Annotated in this window: 21 protein-coding genes; 16 read left to right on the top strand and 5 right to left on the bottom strand. The window is 67.3% G+C overall.

Going from position 1 to position 22,587, the window contains the following annotated elements; translation table 11 throughout:
- The first annotated feature begins 25 nt into the window (after window positions 1-25).
- The 4 genes from FOH10_RS32300 to FOH10_RS32285 all read left to right on the top strand — a co-directional run bounded on the left by FOH10_RS32300 (window position 26) and on the right by FOH10_RS32285 (window position 3,508).
- Window positions 26-844, top strand: coding sequence for a hypothetical protein (locus FOH10_RS32300; RefSeq protein ID WP_143983477.1), 819 nt, complete (start codon window positions 26-28; stop codon window positions 842-844).
- Between the two features lie 76 nt (window positions 845-920).
- Window positions 921-1,922, top strand: coding sequence for a dihydroxyacetone kinase subunit DhaK (gene dhaK, locus FOH10_RS32295; RefSeq protein WP_143983476.1), 1,002 nt, complete (start codon window positions 921-923; stop codon window positions 1,920-1,922).
- Window positions 1,922-2,539 (top strand): dihydroxyacetone kinase subunit DhaL, encoded by a 618-nt coding sequence (gene dhaL / locus FOH10_RS32290; protein WP_039818222.1) that lies wholly within the window; start codon window positions 1,922-1,924, stop codon window positions 2,537-2,539. Before dhaK ends, dhaL begins: the two co-directional genes overlap by 1 nt.
- Window positions 2,540-2,752: 213 nt before the next feature.
- Window positions 2,753-3,508, top strand: a complete 756-nt coding sequence (locus FOH10_RS32285) for an isocitrate lyase/PEP mutase family protein (RefSeq protein ID WP_425326117.1) — start codon at window positions 2,753-2,755, stop codon at window positions 3,506-3,508.
- Between the two features lie 4 nt (window positions 3,509-3,512).
- On the opposite strand, the gene FOH10_RS32280 is transcribed toward FOH10_RS32285, so the two are convergent.
- The 4 genes from FOH10_RS32280 to FOH10_RS32260 form a co-directional block, all read right to left on the bottom strand.
- On the bottom strand, window positions 3,513-4,358 hold the full coding sequence (locus FOH10_RS32280) for an HAD family hydrolase (protein ID WP_039818198.1): 846 nt from the start codon (window positions 4,356-4,358) through the stop codon (window positions 3,513-3,515).
- The gene (locus tag FOH10_RS35975; protein WP_244961467.1) at window positions 4,358-7,249 is read right to left on the bottom strand and encodes a phosphoribosyltransferase; all 2,892 of its coding nucleotides are present in this window, start codon (window positions 7,247-7,249) and stop codon (window positions 4,358-4,360) included. Before FOH10_RS35975 ends, FOH10_RS32280 begins: the two co-directional genes overlap by 1 nt.
- The gene (locus tag FOH10_RS32265) at window positions 7,246-8,403 is read right to left on the bottom strand and encodes an HpcH/HpaI aldolase/citrate lyase family protein (protein WP_244962146.1); all 1,158 of its coding nucleotides are present in this window, start codon (window positions 8,401-8,403) and stop codon (window positions 7,246-7,248) included. Before FOH10_RS32265 ends, FOH10_RS35975 begins: the two co-directional genes overlap by 4 nt.
- Window positions 8,404-8,498: 95 nt before the next feature.
- Window positions 8,499-9,698 (bottom strand): hypothetical protein, encoded by a 1,200-nt coding sequence (locus FOH10_RS32260; protein WP_143983473.1) that lies wholly within the window; start codon window positions 9,696-9,698, stop codon window positions 8,499-8,501.
- Between the two features lie 202 nt (window positions 9,699-9,900).
- Here FOH10_RS32260 and FOH10_RS32255 point away from each other — a divergent pair, with 202 nt between their 5' ends.
- From FOH10_RS32255 to FOH10_RS32245, 3 genes are all read left to right on the top strand, one after another.
- Complete coding sequence (locus tag FOH10_RS32255; RefSeq protein WP_029930196.1) at window positions 9,901-10,476, top strand: TerD family protein; 576 nt, start codon at window positions 9,901-9,903, stop codon at window positions 10,474-10,476.
- Window positions 10,477-10,576: 100 nt separating this feature from the next.
- On the top strand, window positions 10,577-11,704 hold the full coding sequence (locus FOH10_RS32250) for a DUF475 domain-containing protein (RefSeq protein WP_143983472.1): 1,128 nt from the start codon (window positions 10,577-10,579) through the stop codon (window positions 11,702-11,704).
- 92 nt (window positions 11,705-11,796) lie between these two features.
- On the top strand, window positions 11,797-12,396 hold the full coding sequence (locus tag FOH10_RS32245; RefSeq protein WP_244961466.1) for a TerD family protein: 600 nt from the start codon (window positions 11,797-11,799) through the stop codon (window positions 12,394-12,396).
- A 25-nt stretch (window positions 12,397-12,421) separates the two neighbouring features.
- Here FOH10_RS32245 and FOH10_RS32240 read toward each other — a convergent pair whose 3' ends face one another.
- Window positions 12,422-13,816 carry a glycosyltransferase 87 family protein gene (locus FOH10_RS32240; protein WP_143983471.1) on the bottom strand — a complete coding sequence of 465 codons (1,395 nt, stop codon included), beginning with the start codon at window positions 13,814-13,816 and terminating at the stop codon, window positions 12,422-12,424.
- A 186-nt stretch (window positions 13,817-14,002) separates the two neighbouring features.
- Between FOH10_RS32240 and rpsF the strand changes: the two genes are divergently transcribed.
- The 9 genes from rpsF to FOH10_RS32195 all read left to right on the top strand — a co-directional run bounded on the left by rpsF (window position 14,003) and on the right by FOH10_RS32195 (window position 22,578).
- A complete protein-coding gene (gene rpsF, locus FOH10_RS32235) occupies window positions 14,003-14,293 on the top strand; it encodes a 30S ribosomal protein S6 (protein WP_081592823.1) in 291 nt (96 codons plus the stop codon).
- A gap of 102 nt (window positions 14,294-14,395) precedes the next feature.
- On the top strand, window positions 14,396-14,953 hold the full coding sequence (locus FOH10_RS32230) for a single-stranded DNA-binding protein (RefSeq protein ID WP_039818205.1): 558 nt from the start codon (window positions 14,396-14,398) through the stop codon (window positions 14,951-14,953).
- 57 nt (window positions 14,954-15,010) lie between these two features.
- Window positions 15,011-15,262 (top strand): 30S ribosomal protein S18, encoded by a 252-nt coding sequence (rpsR, locus tag FOH10_RS32225; RefSeq protein ID WP_029930203.1) that lies wholly within the window; start codon window positions 15,011-15,013, stop codon window positions 15,260-15,262.
- A gap of 17 nt (window positions 15,263-15,279) precedes the next feature.
- Entirely contained in the window at window positions 15,280-15,735 is a 456-nt protein-coding gene (gene rplI, locus FOH10_RS32220) for a 50S ribosomal protein L9 (protein WP_029930204.1), read from the top strand.
- Between the two features lie 612 nt (window positions 15,736-16,347).
- The gene (locus tag FOH10_RS32215; RefSeq protein WP_143983470.1) at window positions 16,348-19,449 is read left to right on the top strand and encodes a replicative DNA helicase; all 3,102 of its coding nucleotides are present in this window, start codon (window positions 16,348-16,350) and stop codon (window positions 19,447-19,449) included.
- A gap of 249 nt (window positions 19,450-19,698) precedes the next feature.
- Entirely contained in the window at window positions 19,699-20,589 is an 891-nt protein-coding gene (locus FOH10_RS32210; RefSeq protein WP_221937901.1) for an HAD family hydrolase, read from the top strand.
- Entirely contained in the window at window positions 20,590-21,141 is a 552-nt protein-coding gene (locus FOH10_RS32205; RefSeq protein ID WP_221937900.1) for a hypothetical protein, read from the top strand. It abuts the gene before it with no gap.
- 246 nt (window positions 21,142-21,387) lie between these two features.
- Window positions 21,388-21,585 carry a hypothetical protein gene (locus tag FOH10_RS32200; protein ID WP_143983469.1) on the top strand — a complete coding sequence of 66 codons (198 nt, stop codon included), beginning with the start codon at window positions 21,388-21,390 and terminating at the stop codon, window positions 21,583-21,585.
- A 114-nt stretch (window positions 21,586-21,699) separates the two neighbouring features.
- A complete protein-coding gene (locus FOH10_RS32195; protein WP_143983468.1) occupies window positions 21,700-22,578 on the top strand; it encodes an alpha/beta fold hydrolase in 879 nt (292 codons plus the stop codon).
- Window positions 22,579-22,587: the final 9 nt, after the last annotated feature.

Below are 22,587 nucleotides of genomic sequence, written 5' to 3'. Positions count from 1 at the left end.
GTCCGGCCGTGGCAGTATCGGCGGAGTGAGCGACGGTGGAGTCGATCCGGCGGCCGGACAGCGGCCGACCGGGCGCGGCGATCCGGCGGTAACGCACGAACAGTATCTGCGGGCGTTCCGGCACCCCGGCGTGTCCCGCGAACAGCTGCACGATCTGCTCGACGCCGTGAACGCCTTTCTCGACTCGATCACCCCGCGCGAGGGCGAATACGTGCCGCGGGGCGGGTGGGCCCCCGAATCCACGGCCCTGGCCTTCCGGATCGGCCGCGCGGTGGAGCAGGTGCTCGCCGAACGCGACGCGGCCGAACGCGAGCGGCGGCGAAGACGCGAGATCCGTGATCGGCTGGTCACGGCGCTGGACGCCGTGCTCGACTGTCTACGCGTCCTCCCGGATCTCGCCGAGACCGAGGTGAACCTCGGCACCACCGCCATCAACGAGGGCTTCCAGGTGTTCGAGGACGGGTCGGTGCGCACCACGCGGGCGCAGGAGCGGGGCGCGGATATGGGCGCGCTGGAGCTGCGCCGCGCCGAACTAGACGAACAGATGACCGATGCGGTGGCCCGGCGCACCGGACTCATGAACGAGACCGCCGATGTGCTGCGCGAACGACTCGGTGTCGCACCCGACGGCGTGGGCATTCCGTGGGTGATCACGGCGGCCGCCCGGGGCGGGCTCGATATCGTCGAACCCTTCGAATTCGCCGCCCACCACCTGCCGACCTCACCGCTGCGGGAACTGGTGGTACAGCTGGTGGCCGATATCGAATTGGCCCGGACCCTCGAGGACGAGACGCCCCTGCTCGGTGGCGACGCGGTCACCGGCGACGACGCGAACGCGGAATAGCCGCGAATCCGGCGCACGCGGGCGGTCGTGATGGGAGCCTGAATTCGGACCGGCTTTCGCCAGAAGGAGCGTTCGGGTGAAGAAGCTCATCAATCGTCCGGGGGATGTGGTCGAAACGGCGCTCGCCGGGATGGCCGCCGCCCATCCGGATTTGCGTATCGATACCAAGCGGCGACTGATCGTGCGCGCGGACGCGCCGGTACCGGGCAAGGTGGCCCTGGTGTCCGGCGGCGGGTCCGGGCACGAGCCGCTGCACGGCGGTTTCGTCGGGCCCGGCATGCTCGACGCCGCCTGTCCGGGGGAGATCTTCACCTCCCCGGTGCCGGACCAGATCCTCGCCGCCACCGCGGCCGTCGAGGCCGGGGCGGGCGTGCTGCACATCGTGAAGAACTACACCGGCGACGTCATGAATTTCGAGATGGCCGCCGAACTGGCCGAGGCCGAATCCGGCGGCGAGGTGCGGGCGGTGGTGGTGAACGACGATGTGGCCGTGCAGGACAGCACGTACACGGCCGGGCGGCGCGGCGTCGGGGCCACCGTGGTGCTGGAGAAGATGGCCGGGGCGGCGGCCGCACAGGGCAGGCCGCTGGCGGAGGTGGTGCGGGTGGCCGAGGTGGTGAACGTCCGTTCGCGCAGTATGGGGATGGCCCTGACCTCGTGCACGGTGCCCGCGGCCGGGCATCCGACCTTCGAACTCGGTGACGACGAGATGGAGATCGGCATCGGTATCCACGGTGAGCCGGGCCGGGAGCGGATGCCGCTCGCGTCCGCACGCGAGGTGGCTGCCCTGCTGGTCGAGCCGCTGCTCGCGGATCTTCCGTGCACCAGCGGGGATTCGGTGCTTTGCTTTGTGAACGGGATGGGCGCGACGCCGCTCATTGAGCTGTACGTCATGTTCGACGAGGTGGCGCGGATCCTGCGCGGGCAGGGGATCGAGATCGCGCGATCGCTGGTGGGCCCGTACATCACCGCGCTGGATATGGCCGGCTGCTCGGTAACCCTGACTCGACTCGACGACGATCTGGTTTCGCTGTGGGACGCGCCCGTGCGTACCCCAGCCCTGCGATGGGGGATGTGATGGCAAAGCTGAACGCGGCCGCCTGGGTGCGGTCCTACGCGGCGCTGATCGATCAGCGCGCCGCCGAACTCACCGCGCTGGACGCGGCCATCGGCGACGCCGACCACGGGATCAATATGCAGCGCGGCCTGGCCGCGGCGGTGGCGGCGCTGGCGGACGCGCCCGGGGCGAGCGCCACCGAGGTGTGCAAGCAGACCGGCATGATCCTGGTGCGGACCGTGGGCGGGGCCAGCGGACCGCTGTACGGCACCTTCTTCCTACGGGTGGCCGACGGTCTCGAATCCGGCACGGACGTAACGACTTTCGCCAAGGCGTTTCGCGCCGGGCTGGAGGCCGTGATGGCGCGCGGCAAGGCCGAACGCGGCGACAAGACCATGGTCGACGCGCTCGCCCCGGCCGCGGACTGTCTGGACCGGCAGTTGGCCGTGGGCTCCGGCCCGGCCACCGCGCTGGAGGCGGCGGTCGCCGCCGCCGAGGCGGGGCGCAAGGCCACCGCGCCCATGCAGGCCCGCAAGGGGCGCGCGTCGTACCTGGGTGAGCGCAGTGTCGGACATATCGATCCCGGCGCGATGAGCGCCATGCTGCTGGTGCGCGCGGCCCGGCAGGCGCTGCGATGAGTGTGTCGGCGCGCGCCGCGGTGCGCGGGTCGGCGCGCGCTGCGGTGCGCGGGTCGGCAGGCGCTGCGGTGCGCGGGTCGGCAGGCGCTGCGGTGCGCGGGTCGGCAGGCGCTGCGGTGCGCGGGTCGGCGTAGCCCACCGAGGTAGCGCCGTGGCGATACAAGGGACAGATCACCCATGGCGTCCGGCGGTTCGATGGCGCAGGATCGAGGCATGATCGAGCTGAAGGACAAGGCGGCGGCCTTTCTCGCCCTGCATCGCCCCGGCGATCCGGTGATCCTGCCGACCGTATGGGACGCCTGGTCGGCAAACCTGGTGCGGGAGGCGGGATTTCCGGCGCTCACCGTCGGCAGTCATCCGCTCGCCGACGCCATGGGCAAGAGCGACCAGGAGGGGATGGCCTTCACCGATGTGGTCGCCCGGGTCCGCGAAATCACCGGGGCCGTGGACATTCCGGTCTCGGTGGATATCGAATCCGGCTACGGGCTCGACGCCGCCCGCCTGGTGGAGGGCCTGCTCGAGGCGGGTGCGGTGGGCCTGAACATCGAGGACACCGTGCACAGCGAGGGCGGCCGACTGCGCGATCCGGCCGAACACGCCGACCGCGTCGGCGCGCTGCGCCAGAGCGCCGATGCCACCGGCGTCCACCTGGTGGTCAACGCCCGCACCGATGTCTTCCTGCGCCCCGCCGCCGACGCTCCGGCCGACCGTTTCGAAAGTGCGGTCACCCGGCTGAAACTCGCCGCCGAAGCCGGTGCCGACGTGCTCTATCCGGTCGGCCGCCACGAGCCCGACGTGCTGCGCCGCCTGTGCCGCGAACTCCCGCTGCCGGTCAATGCCATCGCCATGCCGGAGTCCGGGGAACCCGCGGCATTCGCCAAGGCGGGAGCGGCGCGGGTGAGCTTCGGCCCGTTCCTGCAACGGGCCCTCGCCGCGGAAGCCGGTCGGCTGCTGGAACGGTGGCGCTGAATACTCAGCGAGTTTCGGAGCGGTCGAGCATCCAGTCGACCATTTCCTCACCGGCCAGAATGCCGGTGCTGCGGGTGACGGTGAGGTTGGGGTGGGTCCACGCGAGCTGCTCCAGCTCGCCGTGGCGGGGGCGGATGGCCGAGTCGGCGGCACGCAGCATCTCGGCGTCGAGCGCGCCGTCCCCGGCGGCGAGCAGGCGGGCTCCGGCATGCAGTTCCCCGGCGGCGGTGAGGCGGCGGCGCACCTCGGCGACGGCCCGGCTCTTGCAGACCGCCGTGGGCATGCTGTAGATCTTGCGGCCCTGCTGGGAGGCGGACCAGCCGCGCTCCCGGCACCAGGCGTCCCAGTCGGCGAGGAAGCCGGTGGGCACGAGTTTGGGTTTGACCACCAGGTAGCAGAACAGGTGGTCGGCCACCCGGAATTTGGTGGCCCAGGAGTCGTCGATGCGGGCCCGTAGTTCGGCGCTGACCTCGGAGAGCGTGGCGCTGGTGGCGCGCACCTCGGCGTCGAGGTCGATGCGCCAGCGCATATCGGGGACGCCGTTGACCAGGATATTGCCCCCGTTGCTGGTGATGGCGTATCGCCAGGGGGCGCCGGGTAGTCGAATCCGGTTGAACTGCTTGATGGTTCGGGTGGTGGTCGGGATCACCGCGGCCGGGGCGGTGAGCGTCGCCATGCGCTGTGCGGCGATGACGGTCATGAACGACAGCGGAGCGCCCTCCAGGTGCTCCACACAGACCGTGCGCGGCTCCGGAGACTCGCCGAAGGCGTTGCGCGAATAGATCATCGTGCGATCGAGATCGGTGGCGATGAGGGTCTTGCGGTACAGCGCGGGTCTTCGGTCCACCATTACTGTTTCACGTCCTTGATCAATCCCATGCAGGCATAGGCCAGCTCGGGTACTACTTCCACGGGTACCCCGCGCGCCTGCGCGAGCATGCGGATATGGGCGTGTTCGGGGGCGTCGGCCTCGCGCACCAGCACCTTCCACGGCACACGCCGCAGCAGGACGCGGGTGGTCTCGCCGACGCCCGGTTTCACGAAATTCACGCTGGATATGCCGTATTCGGCCCGCACCTGCTCCACCGAATCCCAGCCCGCCCAGGTGGGGCTGCGGTCGGCGGCGCGGAGGGCGGCGAGATTGTCGGCGACCCGGGGGCGCACCGCGTCGAACCGTGCGCTGACGGTGTCGAGCAGACGGGCGGACACATCGTCGGCGGCCAGCTCACGGTAGAACTTCGCGCCGTGGAAATCGCCGGGTCCGATCAGGGTGTCATTGAGCACGGTGCGCGAAACCAGGCCGGAGACCGTGGAATTGAGGCAGGCCGAGGCGATGAGGAAGTCGTCGCGGGTGCCGTAGGTGCGCACGCAGCTGCCCGGATCGGCCAGCACCGCCAGCTCGTCGTCGAAGCGCGCCCCGCCCGCGGCGTGGTAGGCGTCCAGGGCGGCGGTGAGTTCGCGGGTGATGGCCCCCTTGCCGGTCCACCCGTCCACGAACACGACCTGCGCCGGATCGTGGTGCCGGGCAAGGTAGTCCAGTGCCACCGCGTCGATGCCGCGATCCCGCACGATGGACACCGCGTAGTGCGGCACCTCGAGCGCGGGCGAACGGTAACGCAGCCAACGCCGCATGAGAACACCCACCGGCGTCCCGGCCCGCGCCAGCGAGGCCAGCACCACCACGTCGCCACGTTCGGCGACAACGAGTTCGGCCACCGTCGCCACCGCCAACGCCAGCCGTTCGGCGCTCTCGTCCAGCACCCGGTCGAACAGCTCCCGATACGCCGCGTCCGGCTGATACTCCACCGGCAGCGACTCCGCGTAATGCGCCACCCCGTCCTGAATCCGCCGCTCCCGCTCCGCCACATCGGCTTCCAGGTCCACCCCGGACAGATCCTTGAGCAACCACGCCACCTCATCCGGCGCGTAGGACCCGAACTCCGGCCCGCGCAGGGGTTTCGGCAGGATCGCAGGCTCGGCGATACCCGCCCGCGCTCCGATCGAGGTGCCGACGTCCGATGCCGCACCACTCACGGCCGCGCCGCCCGCCGCCGAATCTCCCACCGTCGCGCCGCTCTCCGTGACGCCACCCGCCCGCACTCCGGCCGCGCTACTCGCGGCCGCAACGCTGGCAGGCATCTCCCCCGCGGTCGCTCTGGTCCGGGCGGCGACCCGCGCCGTCATCCGGTAGTCGATGCGGGCGGCGGCGAGGGCGCGGGGGTCGGCGGCGGGGACGACGGCGAGCACCACATCGGCTCCGGAGGCGGTCAGGACGTCGACGAGGCCGCCCGGCTCGGTGAGCCGCTCGGTGTCGGCCGGGGTGTCGATGACGACCAGCAAGATCGGGTCGGGCGCGCCGGGCTCCGGCCAGCAGGCGTTGTAGAGGTAGCGCGGGACGTCGTCGGGTTCAGGTGCGGTGAAACGGAATCCGCGCCGCAGCGGGTACCCCGGCTCATCCAGCACATAGGCCGGTGACCGCGTGGTGGTCTGGTACCGGGTAGGCACGCCATCGTCCGCCAGCGCCGCGGCGAGCCGCAGCGGCAGGTACATGAACTCCTCATGCCCCAGCACGATCACCGGTCGTCCCGCCCCGGCGCGCTCCAGCGTGGCGACGCCACCGGCGGCCCCAGCGCCACGACCGCCCACCGCCTGCCCATCGGCGTTATCGGGGGCGACCTCGCCGCTCGGTGGCGACGTCACCGTATTCGGCGGCGCCGACGGCGCCGCGTTCGGCGTCGGTACGCCATCGTGGTCGAGTGCGGACCCTGCCGCGCGGCTGTCCGGCCCGTGCGCTGCGCCGACAGCGGCGAGCCTCCGGTCGGTCGGCCAGGGCAGCGCGGCCAACTCCCAGCGCAGGCGTTCGGCGGCGACCGACAGCGCTGCCTCGAAGCGGTCCGCGTCGGCGGCGAGCAGGCCGTGCCGCCCGCCCTCGGGCACATCGTGTGGCCACGGCAGTTCGATGCGGGCGAACTCGCCGCGCTGCGTGGCTACCGGGTTGAGTTCCGGATCGGGCAGGGCGGCAACCGATTCGGTCAGCCGCTCGGGCAGCAGCGTCCGCCCGGACGCCAGGCAGACGGTGTCGATGCGCACGCCGAGTTCGGCGGCGGCCGCGTCGAAGGCCGCCTTGTCCGCGTCGGTGCGCATATCCACCAGCGAGGCCAGCACGTAGTGCGGGCGCGGGGTGAACGCGTGCAGGGCGCGAATGGCGTCGATGGCCGTCGCCCCCGTGGAGATCTCGTCGTCCACGAGCACCATGGGCAGCTCGTTGCGGAAGATCTCGGCGGGCATGGGCTGGAGCAGATGCGAGGTGGCGTGCGAATGGCCCTCCTCGAATCCGGTCAGCGTCTCGGCCGCCGCCACGTCGCGCCGGGTCGAGTGCAGATAGCATGCGGCCCGCATGCGCGCCGCCACGCAGTGGCCCAGACCCGTTGCGGTCTCGGCGAATCCGAGCACCACCGCGGCGGTTCCCGTCGCCGCGCCGCGGCCGTGGTCATCGTCCTCGGCAGCGCCGAGCACATCGAGCACCAGATCGCCCAGCCGGTCGGCCGCGTCGATCACCCGGTGCGGGTCGGTGGGCAGGTGTTTACCCAGCACGGTCGAGACCAGCAGGTGCGCCCGCCGCGGATTGCGCCGCAATCCGGGCTCGATCAGCTCGGTGATCCGCCACCGCGACGGCACGAACGAATCCCCGTGCCGCAGTTCCAATCCCAGCTCCCGTGTCGCCCACGGCGCGAAGCTCACGATGCCACCAGTTCTTTCAGCAGATCCACGAACGAGACTCCCTTGTTGGTGACGCCGAACACCCGGGCCCGCAGCAGTGTTTGCAGCGCCCAACTGCGGTGCGGGCGCATCTCGTTCATCTTGTTGCGGTACTCCGAGGCCGCCACTCCCCCGACATCGGCCTCGAGGATGTGCAGCGCGTCGGCGTACTCCTCGTGGGTGACCACCGAGAGGGCGTGCACCGCCGCCACGTGCGAGGGATGGATGACCGTCTTTCCCTGGATCCCGTTGGCGCGGTCCAGGGTGATCTCGCGCAGCAATCCGTCCAGGTCGCGGCTGACCAGATACTGCCGGAAGGGCACCGCGTCGGATTCCGCGAACGGCGAGGTGCGCAGCTGCGGCCGGAACATGCGCTCGTGATCGGCGAAGTACTCCCACACCGGCCCGGTGATGGTGAATCCGGTGCCGTCGACGCGCCCGAGGTAGTTGACGATATCGGCGATGACGTCCGCCACCACCCGCACGTCGTAGATGGTGAGGTCGCGGTCGCGGCGGATACCGAAGTTGGAGCACATGTCCGTGGCCCCGATGCGCACCGCGAGCACCTGTTCCCGCCGCGGGGTGAGCAGTTCGCGAATGGTCTGGAGTTCCTCGTCGCGGGTCTGCCGATGCACCAGCGCCGGTGATTCCAGCACCGGCATGCCGAAGACGGTGCGGCCCAGCCGTTCCGAGGCGGCGGTGATGGCGTCCAGGTATTTGGGTCCGCAGGCGCTGTCGAACTTGGGGAAGACGAAGCCGAGCAGCGCACTGGCTCCGCCGCCGAGCATGTCCACGATCTCGCCGATGGTGTCGGCGTCGCGCACCCGTACGAACAGCAGCGGATGCGCGTCGGTGCCCGCGGCCAGGGCGTCGAGGGTGTCCACCACCTGGCGCTTGCCCAGTTCCAGGTCGTGGTCGGCGACGGCGTCCTCGAGGTCGATGACCATGGAGCAGACGCCGCGTTCGGCGCGCCGGGTGATGGTGGCGGTGAGGTCGGCGCGGGTGGCGGGCACGTAGAGGGTCGCGCCGAGGGCCATGGCGAGCAGTTCGCGGTCGGTGGAATCGCCGAAGGGTTCCGGCGCGCGATGGAACAGTCGTCGGATCTCGGGACCGGGTAGTTGCCGGAAGTGCCGCAGCGGTGTGCGCTTGAAGAGCGAGACCGGGACGGCCGCGGCTTCCGGACAGGTGGTACTCGCGGTCATCTGCGCCCGTTCTTTCCCTTCGTGTGTGGCTATTTCTCGGCTTTTCGCATCCGGTCGACCACCCCGGCGATGAATGCGGCGGCGGCGTCCAGCTCGGACACGTACGCCCAGTAGTCAGGATGCCGACCGGTCAGTCCATCCGTGGCCCGATCGATCCGATCGGATTGGGCATCGAGTACCGAACCCCATTCGTCGACCAGATCTCGGTGCACGGCCAGCATCTGCGCGTCACGCAGTTTGAACCGGACGGCTTTCACCTTCTGCTGCGGGTCGGCGCGCACCTCGCGCAGCAGGGTCAGCCGGTCGGTGACGGCGTCGGCCCGCTCCTCGGCGGTAGCGAGATGTGCGCGCGCGGATGTGGTCAGTTCAAGGGCGTGCTCCGGGTTGTCGTCCGCCAGCGCCTCCCGGGCCCGGGTGAGTTCGGCGTCGGCGGCGTCGATGGCTTGCTGGCTGTCCCGCTCATTGTTCGCCAAATCCGCCGAACTCGCAGCGTTGAACTCGCGCAGCAGCGCCGAATAGGCGGAACCGACCCGCTCCAGCCGGTGCCGGGCGGCGGCCAGCCGGGTACTCGCCGAGGACAGCGCCCGGGTAGCCGAATGTTGTTTGCCGGGAGCATCTTCCAGTGCCCTTGACAGCGCCTTGGTGCACGCCTCCAACGCGGTGGCGGCCTCCCGCACCACCCCCACCGGGGCACCCGCCACCGCCGCGTCGAGTGTGACGAGACCCTCATCCACAGCGGTCGCGCTCCGGCGCACGGAGGGGTATCCCGCGTACGCGGACTCGTTCGCCGCCTGCCGCGCCTGCTCGGCCGCCGTGCGCACCTGCAACACCAGCTGCGGCACCGCCCCCATCACCGCGACCGCGTGCTCGATCTGCGCCTGATTGCCCCGGTAGAAGTCGTCCACCCCGCGCGCCGCGTCGGTCAGCCGGCGCACCACCGCGTCGATCTCCGGCTGCGGCACCCGGAAGCCCTCGCGTTCGGCCCGGTCCAACCGCTCGGTGAGGGCGAGATACGCGGTCGCGGCGTCGTAGCATCGCGCCCGCACCGGCTCCCACCGCGCCTCCAACCCCCGCTCCGGCTGTAGCTGCGTGGACGCGGTGGCCCCCGCCTCGGCGATGCTCTGCCGATGGTCCATGTCCAGGAACGCGGACGTCAGCACCTGCCGGGCCCGCCCCACCCACTCGTCGTCCCGGGACGACCGGAACCAACCGCGTCTACGCCCTGCCACGATCCCGATGGTAGGTGGTGACCGATGTGTCCGGCCCGCGCGTTTACGAGCTCGGCGAGCCCCGCGATTCACATGTTGGCCTCAGCTTGTTCGTTACCAAGCGCTCGGAAAGCTACTAGTGTCGTAATCGCGGACCCGGCGATTCGGACATTGCCGGGTTGACCACTAACTACACAAGACTTTCCAACGGAAGGATTCCCGCATGGGTGTCAGTTTGTCCAAGGGCGGCAATGTTTCGCTGACGAAGCAGGCGCCGAACCTGACCGCCGTCGCGGTCGGCCTCGGCTGGGATGTGCGGACCACCACCGGGACCGACTTCGACCTGGACGCCAGCGCCATCGGGCTGAGCACGGAGAAGAAGGCCGTGTCGGACGGTCACTTCGTGTTCTTCAACAACCTGAAGTCGCCCGAGGGCACCATCGAGCACGCGGGCGACAACCGCACCGGTGAGGGCGAGGGCGACGACGAGGTCATCAACGTCGACCTGGCCAATACGCCGCCCACCGTCGACAGCATCGTCTTCCCGGTCTCGATCTACGAAGCCGATTCGCGCGGGCAGAGTTTCGGTCAGGTCCGCAACGCCTACATCCGCGTGGTGGACCGGTCCAACGGCACCGAGCTGGCCCGCTACGACCTCTCCGAGGACGCTTCCACCGAGACCGCCATGGTGTTCGGTGAGCTGTACCGCAACGGCGCGGAGTGGAAGTTCCGCGCCATCGGTCAGGGCTACGCCTCCGGTCTGTCGGGCATCGCCCGCGACTTCGGCGTGAACGTCTAGCACCGACTCGCCACCGAGGGGGCTCGGATCGACCGAGCCCCCTTCGGCATACTCGACCCGATATACACACGCCGACTCACTTCACGAAAGGCCACAGCCGGTGCGAATATTCGGCCTCTCCATCGTCGTCACGATCCTCTCCCTGATCGTGGCGTTCGCGTACGGCACCCAGGGTGCCATGGGCGGACTGAAGGCGCTGGCACTGTGCGCCATTCTGGGCATCCTCGAGGTGTCGCTGTCCTTCGACAACGCCGTCATCAATGCCACCGTCCTGCAACGGATGAGCGAGTTCTGGCAGAAGATCTTCCTCACCATCGGCATCCTCATCGCCGTCTTCGGTATGCGTCTGGTCTTCCCGCTGGCGATCGTCTGGATCACCGCCGGTCTCAGCCCGGTGCAGGCGTTCGATCTGGCGCTGAATCCGCCCGCCGACGGCGCGCTCACCTTCGCGGACGGCAGCCCCAGCTACGAGAAGCTGCTGACCGACGCGCATCCGCAGATCGCCTCCTTCGGCGGCGCGTTCCTGCTGATGCTGTTCCTGAACTTCATCCTCGAAGAGCGGGAGATCACCTGGCTGAGCTGGCTGGAGCGTCCGCTCGCCCGCCTCGGCAAGCTCGATATGCTCGCCGTGGTGCTGGCCCTGGTCGGCGTGGTGGTCGCCGCCGAGTTCATCGCCGACGAGGCGCACCGTTCGACCGTGCTGCTGGGCGGCATCCTCGGCATTGTGACCTATGTCGTGGTGGACGGCCTCGGGTCGCTGTTCCACACCGAGGAGATGGTCGAGGAGGCCGAGCACTCCTCCGGACCCTCCGGACTGGCCAAGGCCACCGGCAAGGCGGGCTTCTTCCTGTTCCTCTACCTGGAGGTCCTGGACGCCTCGTTCTCCTTCGACGGTGTCATCGGCGCGTTCGCCATCACCTCGGATCCGATCATCATCGCGCTGGGCCTGGGCCTGATCGGCGCCATGTTCGTCCGCTCCATCACCGTGTACCTGGTGCGCAAGGGCACCCTGTCGGAGTACGTGTACCTGGAGCACGGCGCGCACTGGGCCATCGGTGCGCTGGCACTGATCCTGCTGATCTCGATCGGTGTGCACGTCAACGAGATCATCACCGGCCTCGTCGGTGTCGCCTTCATCGGCGCGGCCTTCATCACCAGCGTTATTCGCAACCGGCGTGAGGGTGAGCCCGAAACAGTGGGTGACAAGGAAGTCACGCCGGTAGGCTGAGTCTCGCCTAACCATCGACTTCCCGCACCCGCCAAGCACATTCGGCGCGGCGGGTGCGGGAAGGTCATGAAATCCCTGAGGGGGGATGCGGTGTGAACCAGTCCAAGGTCACGCTATCCAAGGCCACGCCGTCGGTGAATCTCACCAAGCCCGGCGACAGCCAGGGCGCCATGCGCGTCAATCTCAACTGGTCGCAGGGCCGCAAGCGGGGGCTGTTCAAGCGTTCCAGCGCAATCGATCTCGACCTCGGCTGCCTCTACGAACTGGCCGACGGCACCAAGGGGGTGGTGCAGGCCATCGGCAACAATTTCGGATCGCTGGACGCCGCTCCGTACATCCGGCTCGACAGCGACGACCGCACCGGCGCGGCCACCGGCGGCGAGAACATGCACATCAATCTGGCTCGGCCCGAGGCGTTCCGGCGCATTCTGATCTTCGCCTTCATCTACGAGGGCGTGCCGAACTGGGCCGCCGCCGACGGGGTGGTCACCCTCTTCCCGACCGACGGCCGCGAGATCGAGGTGCGGCTGGACTCCCCGGTGGACGGGGCCCGATCCTGTGCGGTGGCCCTGCTGACAAATAGCGGAGGCGGGCTGACCGTGCACCGGGAAGTCAACTACGTCAACGGGAATCAGAGCGCCGTGGACCGCGCCTACGGGTGGGGAATGGACTGGCAGCCCGCGCGCAAGTAACCGTGCCGCACGCCGTGGGAGCGGTTCAGTGCGGGACCGGCACCAGGTCGCGGCGCGAGTCGAGGAACGGTTCGGATACCGCGCGGCGTCCGCGCGGGGCGGCGCGCAGGAAGGCGAAGAAGAACACCACCAGCAGCGCGGCGCGGCCCCAGACGCCGAACTGCACGATGTTCTCCTCCACCTCGGCGGTGTATCCGGCGCCCAGGGCGTAGAAGTAGCGGAAGACGCCGATGCCGATGGCGGCGTCGGCCAGCAGGTAGCCCGCGACCGCCGTCCACGGCACCTCGAGCAGGACCAGGAACGGGATCAGCCACAGGGTGTACTGCGGTGAATGCACCTTGTGGAGCAGCAGGAATCCGCACAGCATGGCCCCGCTCACGCCGATCCACGGATACCGGCCGGTGGTGGCGTGCCGTCGCCAGCCCAGCCACAGGGCCAGCGCGAAGGAGGCCAGCACCAGTGCGGGCGAGACCAGCGAGACGACGTCCTGGAAGGCGCGCTCGGCCTCCATACCCGGATCGAACAGCGGCCGCAGCCCCCAGTACCAGATGGAATTGGTGGTGATGTCGGCCTGACGCAGCTGCTGGAAGGTGATCGAAGCACGCCAGCCCTCGTAGCCGGCCAGGGCGAAGGGCAGATTCACCGCCACCACCGTGCCGACGGCCGCCGCCACCACCGCGAACGCACCGCGCACGTCGTACCCGCGCAGGCTCCGCCCGGTGACCATGACGTAGACGGCCAAGGGCAGTACGAAGATTCCCGGATAAAGCTTCAGGCAGAACCCGAGTGCCAGCAGCACCGCCGCCGCGATGCCCCGCGCCCGCACCGAATACCGCGTCGGCACCGTCATGACGTAGACCGCGGCCACGGCCGCGCAGACCACGGGCAGTTCCCAGTTGTGGAAGGCGTAGAGCACCAGCGGTGGTCCGGCGGACCACAGCAGCGCGGCCGGACCGGACAGTCGGCCCAGCATCCAGGCGGTCAGCAGGGCGAAGGGGGCCAGCAGCAGCGCGGAGTGCAGCAGGAAGGCCGCGTCGTCCTGCGCGCCGAGCGCCCCGAGCCACATCAGCAGCCCGCTCAGCACCGGATATTCGACCGCGCCGCCGGTCAGCATGCCGTCGGCGGTGATTCCGCCCGACAGGTACGGGAACACGTGCTCGTTGATATCGCGTCCCAACCAGAGGAACTGGATATCGGAGTAGCAGACGTCGGAGTCCTTGAGCGTGTCGAAGACGGTGCTGCGACCGTCTGCGGTGAACGGACCGCCCGCACAGCGCGCCTTGTTCAGATACGCCAGCACCAGGGTGACCCCGCACACCAGTACCGAGGTCAGCGCGATTCCTAGCCTGCCCGCGCCCCCGAGACGGCCGACGGCTTCCTGGTCGGCGACCGGCTCGATGGCGGCGGGTCGGTTCGGCATGGCCCCCACCCTAGGCCGCGTATCCTCGACCGGCCGCCTCATCCCACCGGAACTTTCTCCGAAGCCGCCCCCCGCACGGCGCCCGCGCCGGACCCATGTACCCTTGTCGGGTTGCTGACGCAACGAACCCTCCTGCCCACGGACCGTCCGTGGGCCGTTCCTAGTCCACAGGAGGTGATGAGGTCCGTGCGTCATTATGAAGTGATGGTTATTCTCGATCCGAGCCTGGACGAGCGCACCGTCGGCCCGAACCTGAACAACATGCTCAATGTTGTGACGGCCGAGGGCGGCAAGGTCGACAACGTCGACATCTGGGGTCGCCGCCGCCTGGCTTACGAGATCGCGAAGCAGAGCGAAGGTATCTACGCGGTGGTCAACCTGACCGCCAACTCGGACACCGTGAGCGAGCTCGACCGCCAGCTGGGTCTGAACGAATCGGTGCTGCGCACCAAGGTGCTGCGCCTCGACAAGAAGTAAGTCCAGTCCTCCAGCACGTGTGCTCGTAACTGTCTGTGCCCGCCTCTAGGCTGAGCGCAACAGCGAGTGCACTGCGGACTGCACCGGAGAGCAGGAGGAATAATGGCCCAAGGCGACACGGTCATCACCGTCATCGGAAACCTGACGGCTGACCCCGAACTTCGATTCACGCCCGCGGGCGCGGCCGTCGCGAACTTCACCGTCGCGTCGACGCCCCGCATCTTCGACCGTAATACCAATGAATGGAAAGACGGCGAAGCGCTTTTCCTGCGCTGCAACATCTGGCGTGAAGCTGCGGAGAATGTCGCCGAGAGTCTGACCCGGGGCTCGCGAGTGATCGTGAGCGGACGACTCAAGCAGCGCTCCTACGAAACCCGTGAGGGTGAGAAGCGCACGGTCGTCGAACTCGAGGTCGACGAGGTCGGTCCCTCGCTGCGGTATGCCACCGCGAAGATCAACAAGACCACCCGTGGCGGTGGCGGTGGGGGCGGCTTCGGCGGCTCCGGCGGTGGCGGCAACTTCAACAACTCCGGTGGTGGCGGTGGTCGGGGTGGCCAGCAGCAGAACGCTGGCGGCTCCGGCGGCGACGACCCTTGGGGTAGCGCGCCCGCGGCCGGCTCCTTCGGGGGCGGGCATATGGACGATGAACCGCCGTTCTAGACAACGGCATCGGAGCCTCCGAGAGGTGAGGCTCCCGAAATTACGGAGTAGATGACCATGGCCAAAGCACCGGCGCGTGAAAAGGTGCTGAAGAAGAAGGCTTGCTCCTTCTGCAAGGAGAGCAAGTCCGGCATCGTCAAGATCGATTACAAGGACACGACGATGCTCCGCAAGTACGTCTCCGACCGCGGCAAGATCCGCGCGCGTCGGGTGACCGGCAACTGCGTGCAGCATCAGCGCGATATCGCTGTCGCCGTCAAGAACTCGCGTGAGGTGGCCCTGCTGCCTTACGTGTCCACGGCTCGCTGAGAAGGGAAGGCACAGCAATGAAGTTGATTCTTACTGCTGATGTGGACAACCTCGGTGCGCCCGGCGACACCGTGGAGGTCAAGGACGGCTACGGCCGCAACTACCTGCTGCCGCGCGGTCTGGCGATCGTCGCCACCCGTGGTGCCGAGAAGCAGGTCGCGGGCATCCGCCGGGCGCAGGACGCCCGCAAGGTGCGCGACCTCGACCACGCCAACGAGCTGAAGCAGGCCATCGAGGGCCTGGAGTCGGTCTCCCTGTCGGTCAAGACCGCGGGCACCGGCAAGCTGTTCGGCTCGGTCACCACCGCCGATGTCGCCGCCGCCATCAAGGCCGCCGGTGGCCCGGTCGTGGACAAGCGCAGCATCGAGCTGCCGAAGGCGCACATCAAGAACACCGGCAAGCACGGCGTCGTGGTGCACCTGCACCCGTCCGTGGTCGCCAAGTTCGACCTCCAGGTCAACGCCGCGGAGTGACATCCGGGGACTGAGCCCGGGATCGGAGGCCATCTTCACCGCGAGGGTGGCCTCCGATTCGTTTGCCCGCGGATGGCTTTCGGGTGTTAACGGTGTTCATCGGGTCGGTGTCCCGTTTGCCGATCCACAACGGTTGTCGCCCTGGGGATTACCGATCGAAACCAACCCCTCTCGTTGTGTCGCAGGACACATTTCGGGGGGATGCCGTTCACCCAACACGCCCGAATGTTCATGTCCAGCGACACGCCGTACCGAATTGATCCACAGTTGCGCACAGTGCGAATTGCACCACTGCCTGCGGATTGATCTATTCGGCCCCGGTTTCTCCCCAGGTGATCCACAGGGGGTGCACAACAGCTGGTGAACAATGCCCACGTTATCCCCAGATCTGTGCACAGCTCGGTTTGTCGGGTGCCCCGGCACTCGCCTACGTTCGCTTCGGTGTCGTGACCGCAGGCCGGTGACGACGTGTTCTCACGTATCCAGCGCTCGGCACCACGAGTTTGCCGACGCGCACTCGCAACGCCGCGAAGCGTCCCGAAACATGTCGGTGCGCAGGCGTACAACGAGTCATCGAAGGTGGTTGGAGATGAGAGAGGACGGTCGAGTCTGATGGCAGTCGTCGACGACCGCGGCCACGAGGAGCAGGGCCCGTCCTACGAGCCGCCCGGTGAGGATTTCGGCCGCCAGCCGCCGCACGACATGGCCGCGGAGCAGTCCGTCCTCGGCGGCATGCTGCTGTCCAAGGACGCCATCGCCGACGTGGTCGAGGTGATCCGTCCCGGCGACTTCTACCGCCCCGCCCACCAGGCCGTCTACGACGCCATCCTGGACCTCTACGGCCGCGGCGAACCCGCCGACCCCGTCACCGTCTCCGCCGCCCTGGACCGCCGCGGCGAACTCAAACGCATCGGCGGCCCCCCGTACCTGGTCACCCTGACCCAAACCGTCCCCACCGCCGCCAACGCCGGCTACTACGCCGAGATCGTCGCCGAGAAGGCCATCCTCCGCCGTCTGGTCGAAGCCGGCACCCGCATCGTCCAATACGGCTACGCGGGCGCCGACGGCCAAGACGTGGCCGAGGTCGTGGACCGCGCCCAGGCCGAAATCTACGAGGTCACCGAACGCCGCTCCACCGAGGACTTCGCCCCCCTGGAGGAAATCCTCCAGCCCACCATGGACGAACTCGACTCCATCGCCTCCCGCGGCGGCATCTCCCTCGGCGTCCCCACCGGCTTCACCGAACTCGACGAAGTGACCAACGGATTGCATCCAGGGCAGATGATCATCGTGGCGGCACGCCCCGGCGTGGGCAAGGCGCTCGCCCTCGATACGCCGCTGCCGACGCCGACCGGGTGGACCACGATGGGTGAGGTCCGGGTCGGGGACGACCTGCTCGATGCCGACAGCACCCCGACGCGGGTGCTGGCCGCCACCGAGGTCATGACCGGTCGGCCTTGCTACGAGGTGGAGTTCTCCGACGGCTCGGTCATCGTCGCCGACGAAGAGCACCTGTGGCTCACCGAGTCGGCCATGCACGGCCCGCACCCGGCCATCCGCACCACCGGCGAGATCGCGCACAGCGTTCGCACGGCGAACGGGGACCTCAACCATCGGGTGCCCGAGACCGCGCGCTCCGATCAGCGCCGGATCGTCGACGTTCGGAAGATCGACAGCGTCCCCGTCCGCTGTGTAGAGGTAGCCAATCGGCACCACCTGTACCTCGCCGGACCCACCATGGTCCCGACACACAATTCGACACTCGGCATGGATTTCATGCGGAGCTGCTCGATTCGGCACGGTTTGGCGAGTGTCATCTTCTCGCTCGAAATGAGCCGGACCGAAATCGTCATGCGTCTGCTGTCCGCCGAGGCGAAGATCAAGCTGGGCGATATGCGGTCGGGGCGGATGAGTGATGACGACTGGGCGAAGCTGGCGCGGCGGATGAGTGAGATTTCCGAATCGCCGCTGTTCGTGGATGATTCGCCCAACCTCACCATGATGGAGATCCGCGCGAAGGCGCGTCGTTTGAAGCAGCGCCACGACCTACGCCTGGTGGTGGTGGACTACCTCCAGCTGATGACCTCCGGCAAGAAGGTCGAATCCCGGCAGCAGGAAGTCTCGGAATTCTCCCGAAGCCTCAAGCTGCTGGCGAAGGAACTCGAGGTTCCGGTGGTCGCGATCTCACAGCTGAACCGTGGTCCGGAACAGCGAACGGATAAGCGGCCGATGGTGTCCGACCTTCGTGAGTCCGGCTGTCTCCCGGCGTCGACGCGAATCCTGCGAGCAGACACCGGAAATGAAGTCACGCTGGGTGAACTGCTGATCAGCGGCGAACAGCCACTGGTGTGGTCGCTCGACGAGCGCATGCGCATGGTCGCGCGGCCGATGGTGAAGGTGTTCCCCAGCGGCCGGAAAGAAGTCTTTCGCCTGCGCCTGGCCTCCGGCCGCGAGGTCGAGGCGACCAGCAATCACCCGTTCCTGACCGTGGACGGGTGGATCCCCCTGCAAAAGCTCGCTGTCGGTGACCGCCTTGCGACCCCACGTGTCGTTCCCGAACCGGTGCACATCGAGCGCATGGCGGACGCGGAAGTGGTCATGCTCGCGCACATGATCGGTGACGGCTCCTGTGTGAAGGGGCAGCCGATCCGATACGCCAGCATCGATGAGGAGAACCTCGCCGCGGTGAGCACCGCCGCGAGCCACTTCGGCATCACACCCGTCCGGGATGAGTACGCCGCCGCGCGGGTGACCACGCTGCGCCTGCCCGCGCCGTTCCACCTCACCCACGGTAAGCGCAACCCGATCGCCGCATGGCTGGACGAATTGGGTCTCTTTGGCCTTCGCAGCCATGAAAAGTTCATCCCCCAGCGCGTTTTCGCACTGCCGAACGATCAGGTCGCACTGTTCATCCGACATCTGTGGGCAACCGATGGCTCGGTGCGATGGGACGTGAAAGGCCGCCAAGCCCGCATCTACTACGCCAGCACCAGCCGTCGGCTCATCGACGACCTCGCACAGCTGCTGCTCCGCGTCGGCGTCCACGGACGCATCAGGCAGGTCCCCAAACCGGGCTACCGTGATGGCTGGCACCTCACCATCGACGGTGCGGACAACCAGACGATCTTCCTGGAGAACGTTGGCGTCCATGGTGCCCGGGGAACAGCCGCTCAGGCGGCGCTGCGCGAGCTCGAGCCGATGACTCGAAACACCAACGTGGACACCGTGCCCAAGGAGGTGTGGACCAAGGTTCGGACTCTCCTTGCCACCAAGGAGATTTCCCACCGCGAATTCCAGGCCGCCCTGGGCTCCCGCTACTGCGGTTCCGCCCTCTGGAAGCACGCCCCAAGTCGCTCTCGCCTCGCCCGCGTCGCCGCCGTCCTCGACGACGCCGATATCGAGATGTTCGCGACGAACGACGTCTTCTGGGATCGCATCGTCGAGATCACCAACCTCGGCGAGCAGGACGTCTACGACGGCACCGTTCCCGGCACACACAACTTCGTGGCACAGGGGATCGCCGTCCACAACAGCCTCGAACAGGACGCCGACATGGTCATCCTGCTGCACCGCCCCGACGCCTTCGAACGCGATGATCCGCGCGGCGGTGAGGCCGACCTCATCCTCGGCAAGCACCGAAACGGACCCACCGCGACGATCACCGTCGCGCACCAGCTGCATTTGAGCCGGTTCGTGGATATGGCACGTGGCTAACGCGTTGTTGTAGGAGCTTACGCAGCGCTTTAGGCGCACGGTCAACTTCATGTCGACGGGACAGGACGCCTGCTAGGCCATCCGCAAGGCGGCCACAAGTCAATTGACGGGCGACAACCTGGATCAGGCCGTCGGCCCTACGCGCATGCGACCGCCGCCCTTGTCGAAGGGTTACAAACCTACTGGAAACGGAACTCGTGCCTTCCGTAAGACACTCAATGTCACAGCTGTCGACTACGGTCAGTAGCCATGGCAATGATGAAGGGCGACCGGCCACAAGTCGCACTCCTGGTTACAGATCTCGACAACACCTTGTGGGACTGGTTCGGAGCCTGGCATGCCTCATTCTCGGCCATGTTAAGCAATCTTTCAGCCATGAGCGGGGTACCCCAGAATCGTCTTGAGGACGAAATCAGGACTGTGCACCGCCGACGGGGCACGACCGAGTACTCTGCACTACTCACCGAGCTCCCGTCTCTTCAGGAGCTGCACCCGAACGAGAATCTGTTAGAGGTCTACGACTCAGCTATCCATGTGCTCAACTCTGAGCGACTGCGAACCACACGCCTGTACCCCGGCGTCAAGGAAACCATCGAGGAAATTCGGCGACGCAACGTGCCAGTTGTTGCCTATACGGAAGCTGTCGCCTACTGGTCGGAGTGGCGGATCAAGAAGACCGGACTAGATGGACTCATATCGACGTTATACACCGCTCCCGACCACGACTTGCCATTGGGCCTTACGGTCGGTGATCTGAGAAAACTCCCCGCAGAAGACTACGGGCTTAAAGTGACCGATCACCGCCATACCCCAAAGGGGCTACTCAAACCGGATACCAGAATCTTGAAAAAGATAATCGCAGACCAACAACTGCAGCCCGATCAGGTCGCGTATGTCGGAGACAGCCTCATGAAGGATGTCGCGATGGCACAGCAAATAGGGGCACTCGACGTTTTTGCACAGTACGGCGTCGCGCAGCATCGGACAGATTACGAACTCCTGCGTCGAGTATCCCATTGGACTGACGACGACATAGAGCGGGAACAATCAATATCTGCAGGTCATGAAGTTCACCCAAGTTACACACTTGCAGAAGGGTTCTCAGAGCTTCTGCTATATTTCGATTTTAAGGAGGCCTAGTTGGAGAAGGAAGATATTCCCCACTATCTTGAGATGTGGAAGAAGACAATTGAAGTGCAGCAGCATTTCAACGATATTGAATGGCGCATACGCGGACTCGCCATGACTGTTCTAACGTTTGCCTTCGGCGCCGCCGCAGTTGCCGCGAAGGACAGCACCGTGGTGAAGGTCTTTGGCCACTCGATTCAACTGTCTTCCATTGTACTGTTCCTGGGATTCGTTTTATGGATGTCCTTCTATTTCGTCGACAAAGTCTGGTATCACCGCCTGTTGACTGGCGCCGTACAACATGGCCTCGATCTTGAGCAGCAGCTCAGAATCCATCTTCCACAAGCGGGTCTGACCGGACAGATCGGGAAGAGTAGCCCTCAGGAGGTTCGGTTTTTCTTCGCATGGAAGAAGGAAGTGCATTCGACCGGGAAGCTCCGCCTCTTCTACACCATCGGGGGCGCAGCGCTGCTTATCGCGGCCATCGCACTCCAGCTCGGATCGGACTCGCACCCTTCTCATACACGGGCCGAGACAACAACGTCGATGGTCCGTCAATCGTAGGATCGGCCACTACACCACACGATGCCCCTTCGAATCCTAGAAGAAGCCCAGAACCCGGTTCGCCGGTCTCAACGATGAGTCAGGAGTGTCGTAGGAATTGAAGGGTCTCGACACAACGAGGGATGAAAGTCGGTTCATTGTGCCGAGCACTCGCCGAAGTCGCTCGGACACAACAGAATCGGGTAAGTTGGGCGGCGCGTCCGGGCGTTTTCCGGCCGCCGTTTCCTGATACGCAAGGAGTTTCAGATGCGCGTACTGCGCGGAGTCCTCGTTGGTGCTGTTGTCGGCGCCGCGACCCTGGCCGGTGCGGGTGCCGCTGCCGCTGCCCCGCTCTCGCTCGAACCACATGCCCCGGCGGTGACCGAGCAGATCGCCGACAACTGCCAGACCGTCATCCACCCGCTGGCGCAGTTCTCCTGCATGCTCAGCAGCCTGTCCGGCTAGGTGCGATGCGCGGCCGGTCGCGGGGGACCGGTCGCGCCCGTTCGCGCGGCGGAGGGTGATCGGATGCGCGAGAAGCCTTGGTAATCGGGGGTGCAATCGACCAGCATGGTCGGTATGGATGCCAGGGTGGCGCGGTTGTTGGATGCGCATGCGGCGGCTGGGCGGTATGTCGAGGTCGGCGGGGTGCGGACTTTTGTGCGGGACGTGGGGGCGGGGCCGAGTGTGCTGCTGCTGCACGGGGTTCCGGTGTCGAGCTATCTGTGGCGGAATGTGCTGGGGGAGTTGGCGGGGCGGGGGTTGCGGGGGATCGCGCCGGATCTGCCGGGGTTGGGGTTGTCGGAGCGGCCGGAGGGATTCGACTACAGCTGGAGTGGGCTGGGGCGGCATGTGGGGGAATTGATTCGGGGGATGGCGTCGGATCGGGTGCATCTGGTGGTGCACGACATCGGCGGGCCGGTGGGGTTCGAGGCGGTCGCGGCCGATCCCGGGCGTATCGCCTCGCTGACCGTATTGGACACCGTGGTGGCGGCGTCGTCGTTTCGGAAGCCATGGTCCATGCGGCCTTTCGAGGTACCCGGGGTGAATCGGATCTGGTTGGCGGGAGCGCGGGGGCCGGTCTTCCGTGCGCTCATGCGGCGCATCGGACTCGCCGCCGACACCTCGGTCACCGGCGCGGAGATCGACGTGCATAGGGCGCTGCTGACCCGCGGGGACGGTGGGCGGGCGTTCCTGCGGATCATGCGGTCGTTCGAGACGACACCGGAGAAGGAGCGACTGTACCGAGGAGTGCTCGGTGCGCACGAATACCCGGTGCAGGTGGTGTGGGCTCGCGATGATCCGGCGCTGACCTTGACCAAGCATGGGCGGCAGGCGGCGGAAGCAGCCGGACTGGCGGCGCCGGACGTGGTGGCGGGCAGGCATTTCTTCCCCGAGGACAGCGCCCCCGCGATCGCCGACCGGATTGCCGCCCTGGTCGAGCGGGCGCAATCCTGAGGTCGGCGA

Source organism: Nocardia otitidiscaviarum (genome assembly GCF_007362295.1).
GTDB classification, from domain to species: Bacteria; Actinomycetota; Actinomycetes; order Mycobacteriales; family Mycobacteriaceae; genus Nocardia; species Nocardia otitidiscaviarum.
This window is presented reverse-complemented; position numbering and strand designations above follow the sequence as displayed.

Bases quoted from the DNA above. Each gene is read 5' to 3' on its own strand.
- rpsR (WP_029930203.1), top strand. From the start codon at position 15,011: ATGGCCAAAGCACCGGCGCGTGAAAAGGTGCTGAAGAAGAAGGCTTGC.
- dhaL (WP_039818222.1), top strand. From the start codon at position 1,922: ATGGCAAAGCTGAACGCGGCCGCCTGGGTGCGGTCCTACGCGGCGCTG.
- rplI (WP_029930204.1), top strand. From the start codon at position 15,280: ATGAAGTTGATTCTTACTGCTGATGTGGACAACCTCGGTGCGCCCGGC.
- FOH10_RS32195 (WP_143983468.1), top strand. From the start codon at position 21,700: ATGGATGCCAGGGTGGCGCGGTTGTTGGATGCGCATGCGGCGGCTGGG.
- FOH10_RS32215 (WP_143983470.1), top strand. From the start codon at position 16,348: ATGGCAGTCGTCGACGACCGCGGCCACGAGGAGCAGGGCCCGTCCTAC.
- FOH10_RS32200 (WP_143983469.1), top strand. From the start codon at position 21,388: ATGCGCGTACTGCGCGGAGTCCTCGTTGGTGCTGTTGTCGGCGCCGCG.
- FOH10_RS32240 (WP_143983471.1), bottom strand. From the start codon at position 13,816: ATGCCGAACCGACCCGCCGCCATCGAGCCGGTCGCCGACCAGGAAGCC.
- FOH10_RS32280 (WP_039818198.1), bottom strand. From the start codon at position 4,358: ATGGTGGACCGAAGACCCGCGCTGTACCGCAAGACCCTCATCGCCACC.
- FOH10_RS32230 (WP_039818205.1), top strand. From the start codon at position 14,396: ATGGCCCAAGGCGACACGGTCATCACCGTCATCGGAAACCTGACGGCT.
- FOH10_RS32285 (WP_425326117.1), top strand. From the start codon at position 2,753: ATGATCGAGCTGAAGGACAAGGCGGCGGCCTTTCTCGCCCTGCATCGC.
- FOH10_RS32255 (WP_029930196.1), top strand. From the start codon at position 9,901: ATGGGTGTCAGTTTGTCCAAGGGCGGCAATGTTTCGCTGACGAAGCAG.
- FOH10_RS32210 (WP_221937901.1), top strand. From the start codon at position 19,699: ATGGCAATGATGAAGGGCGACCGGCCACAAGTCGCACTCCTGGTTACA.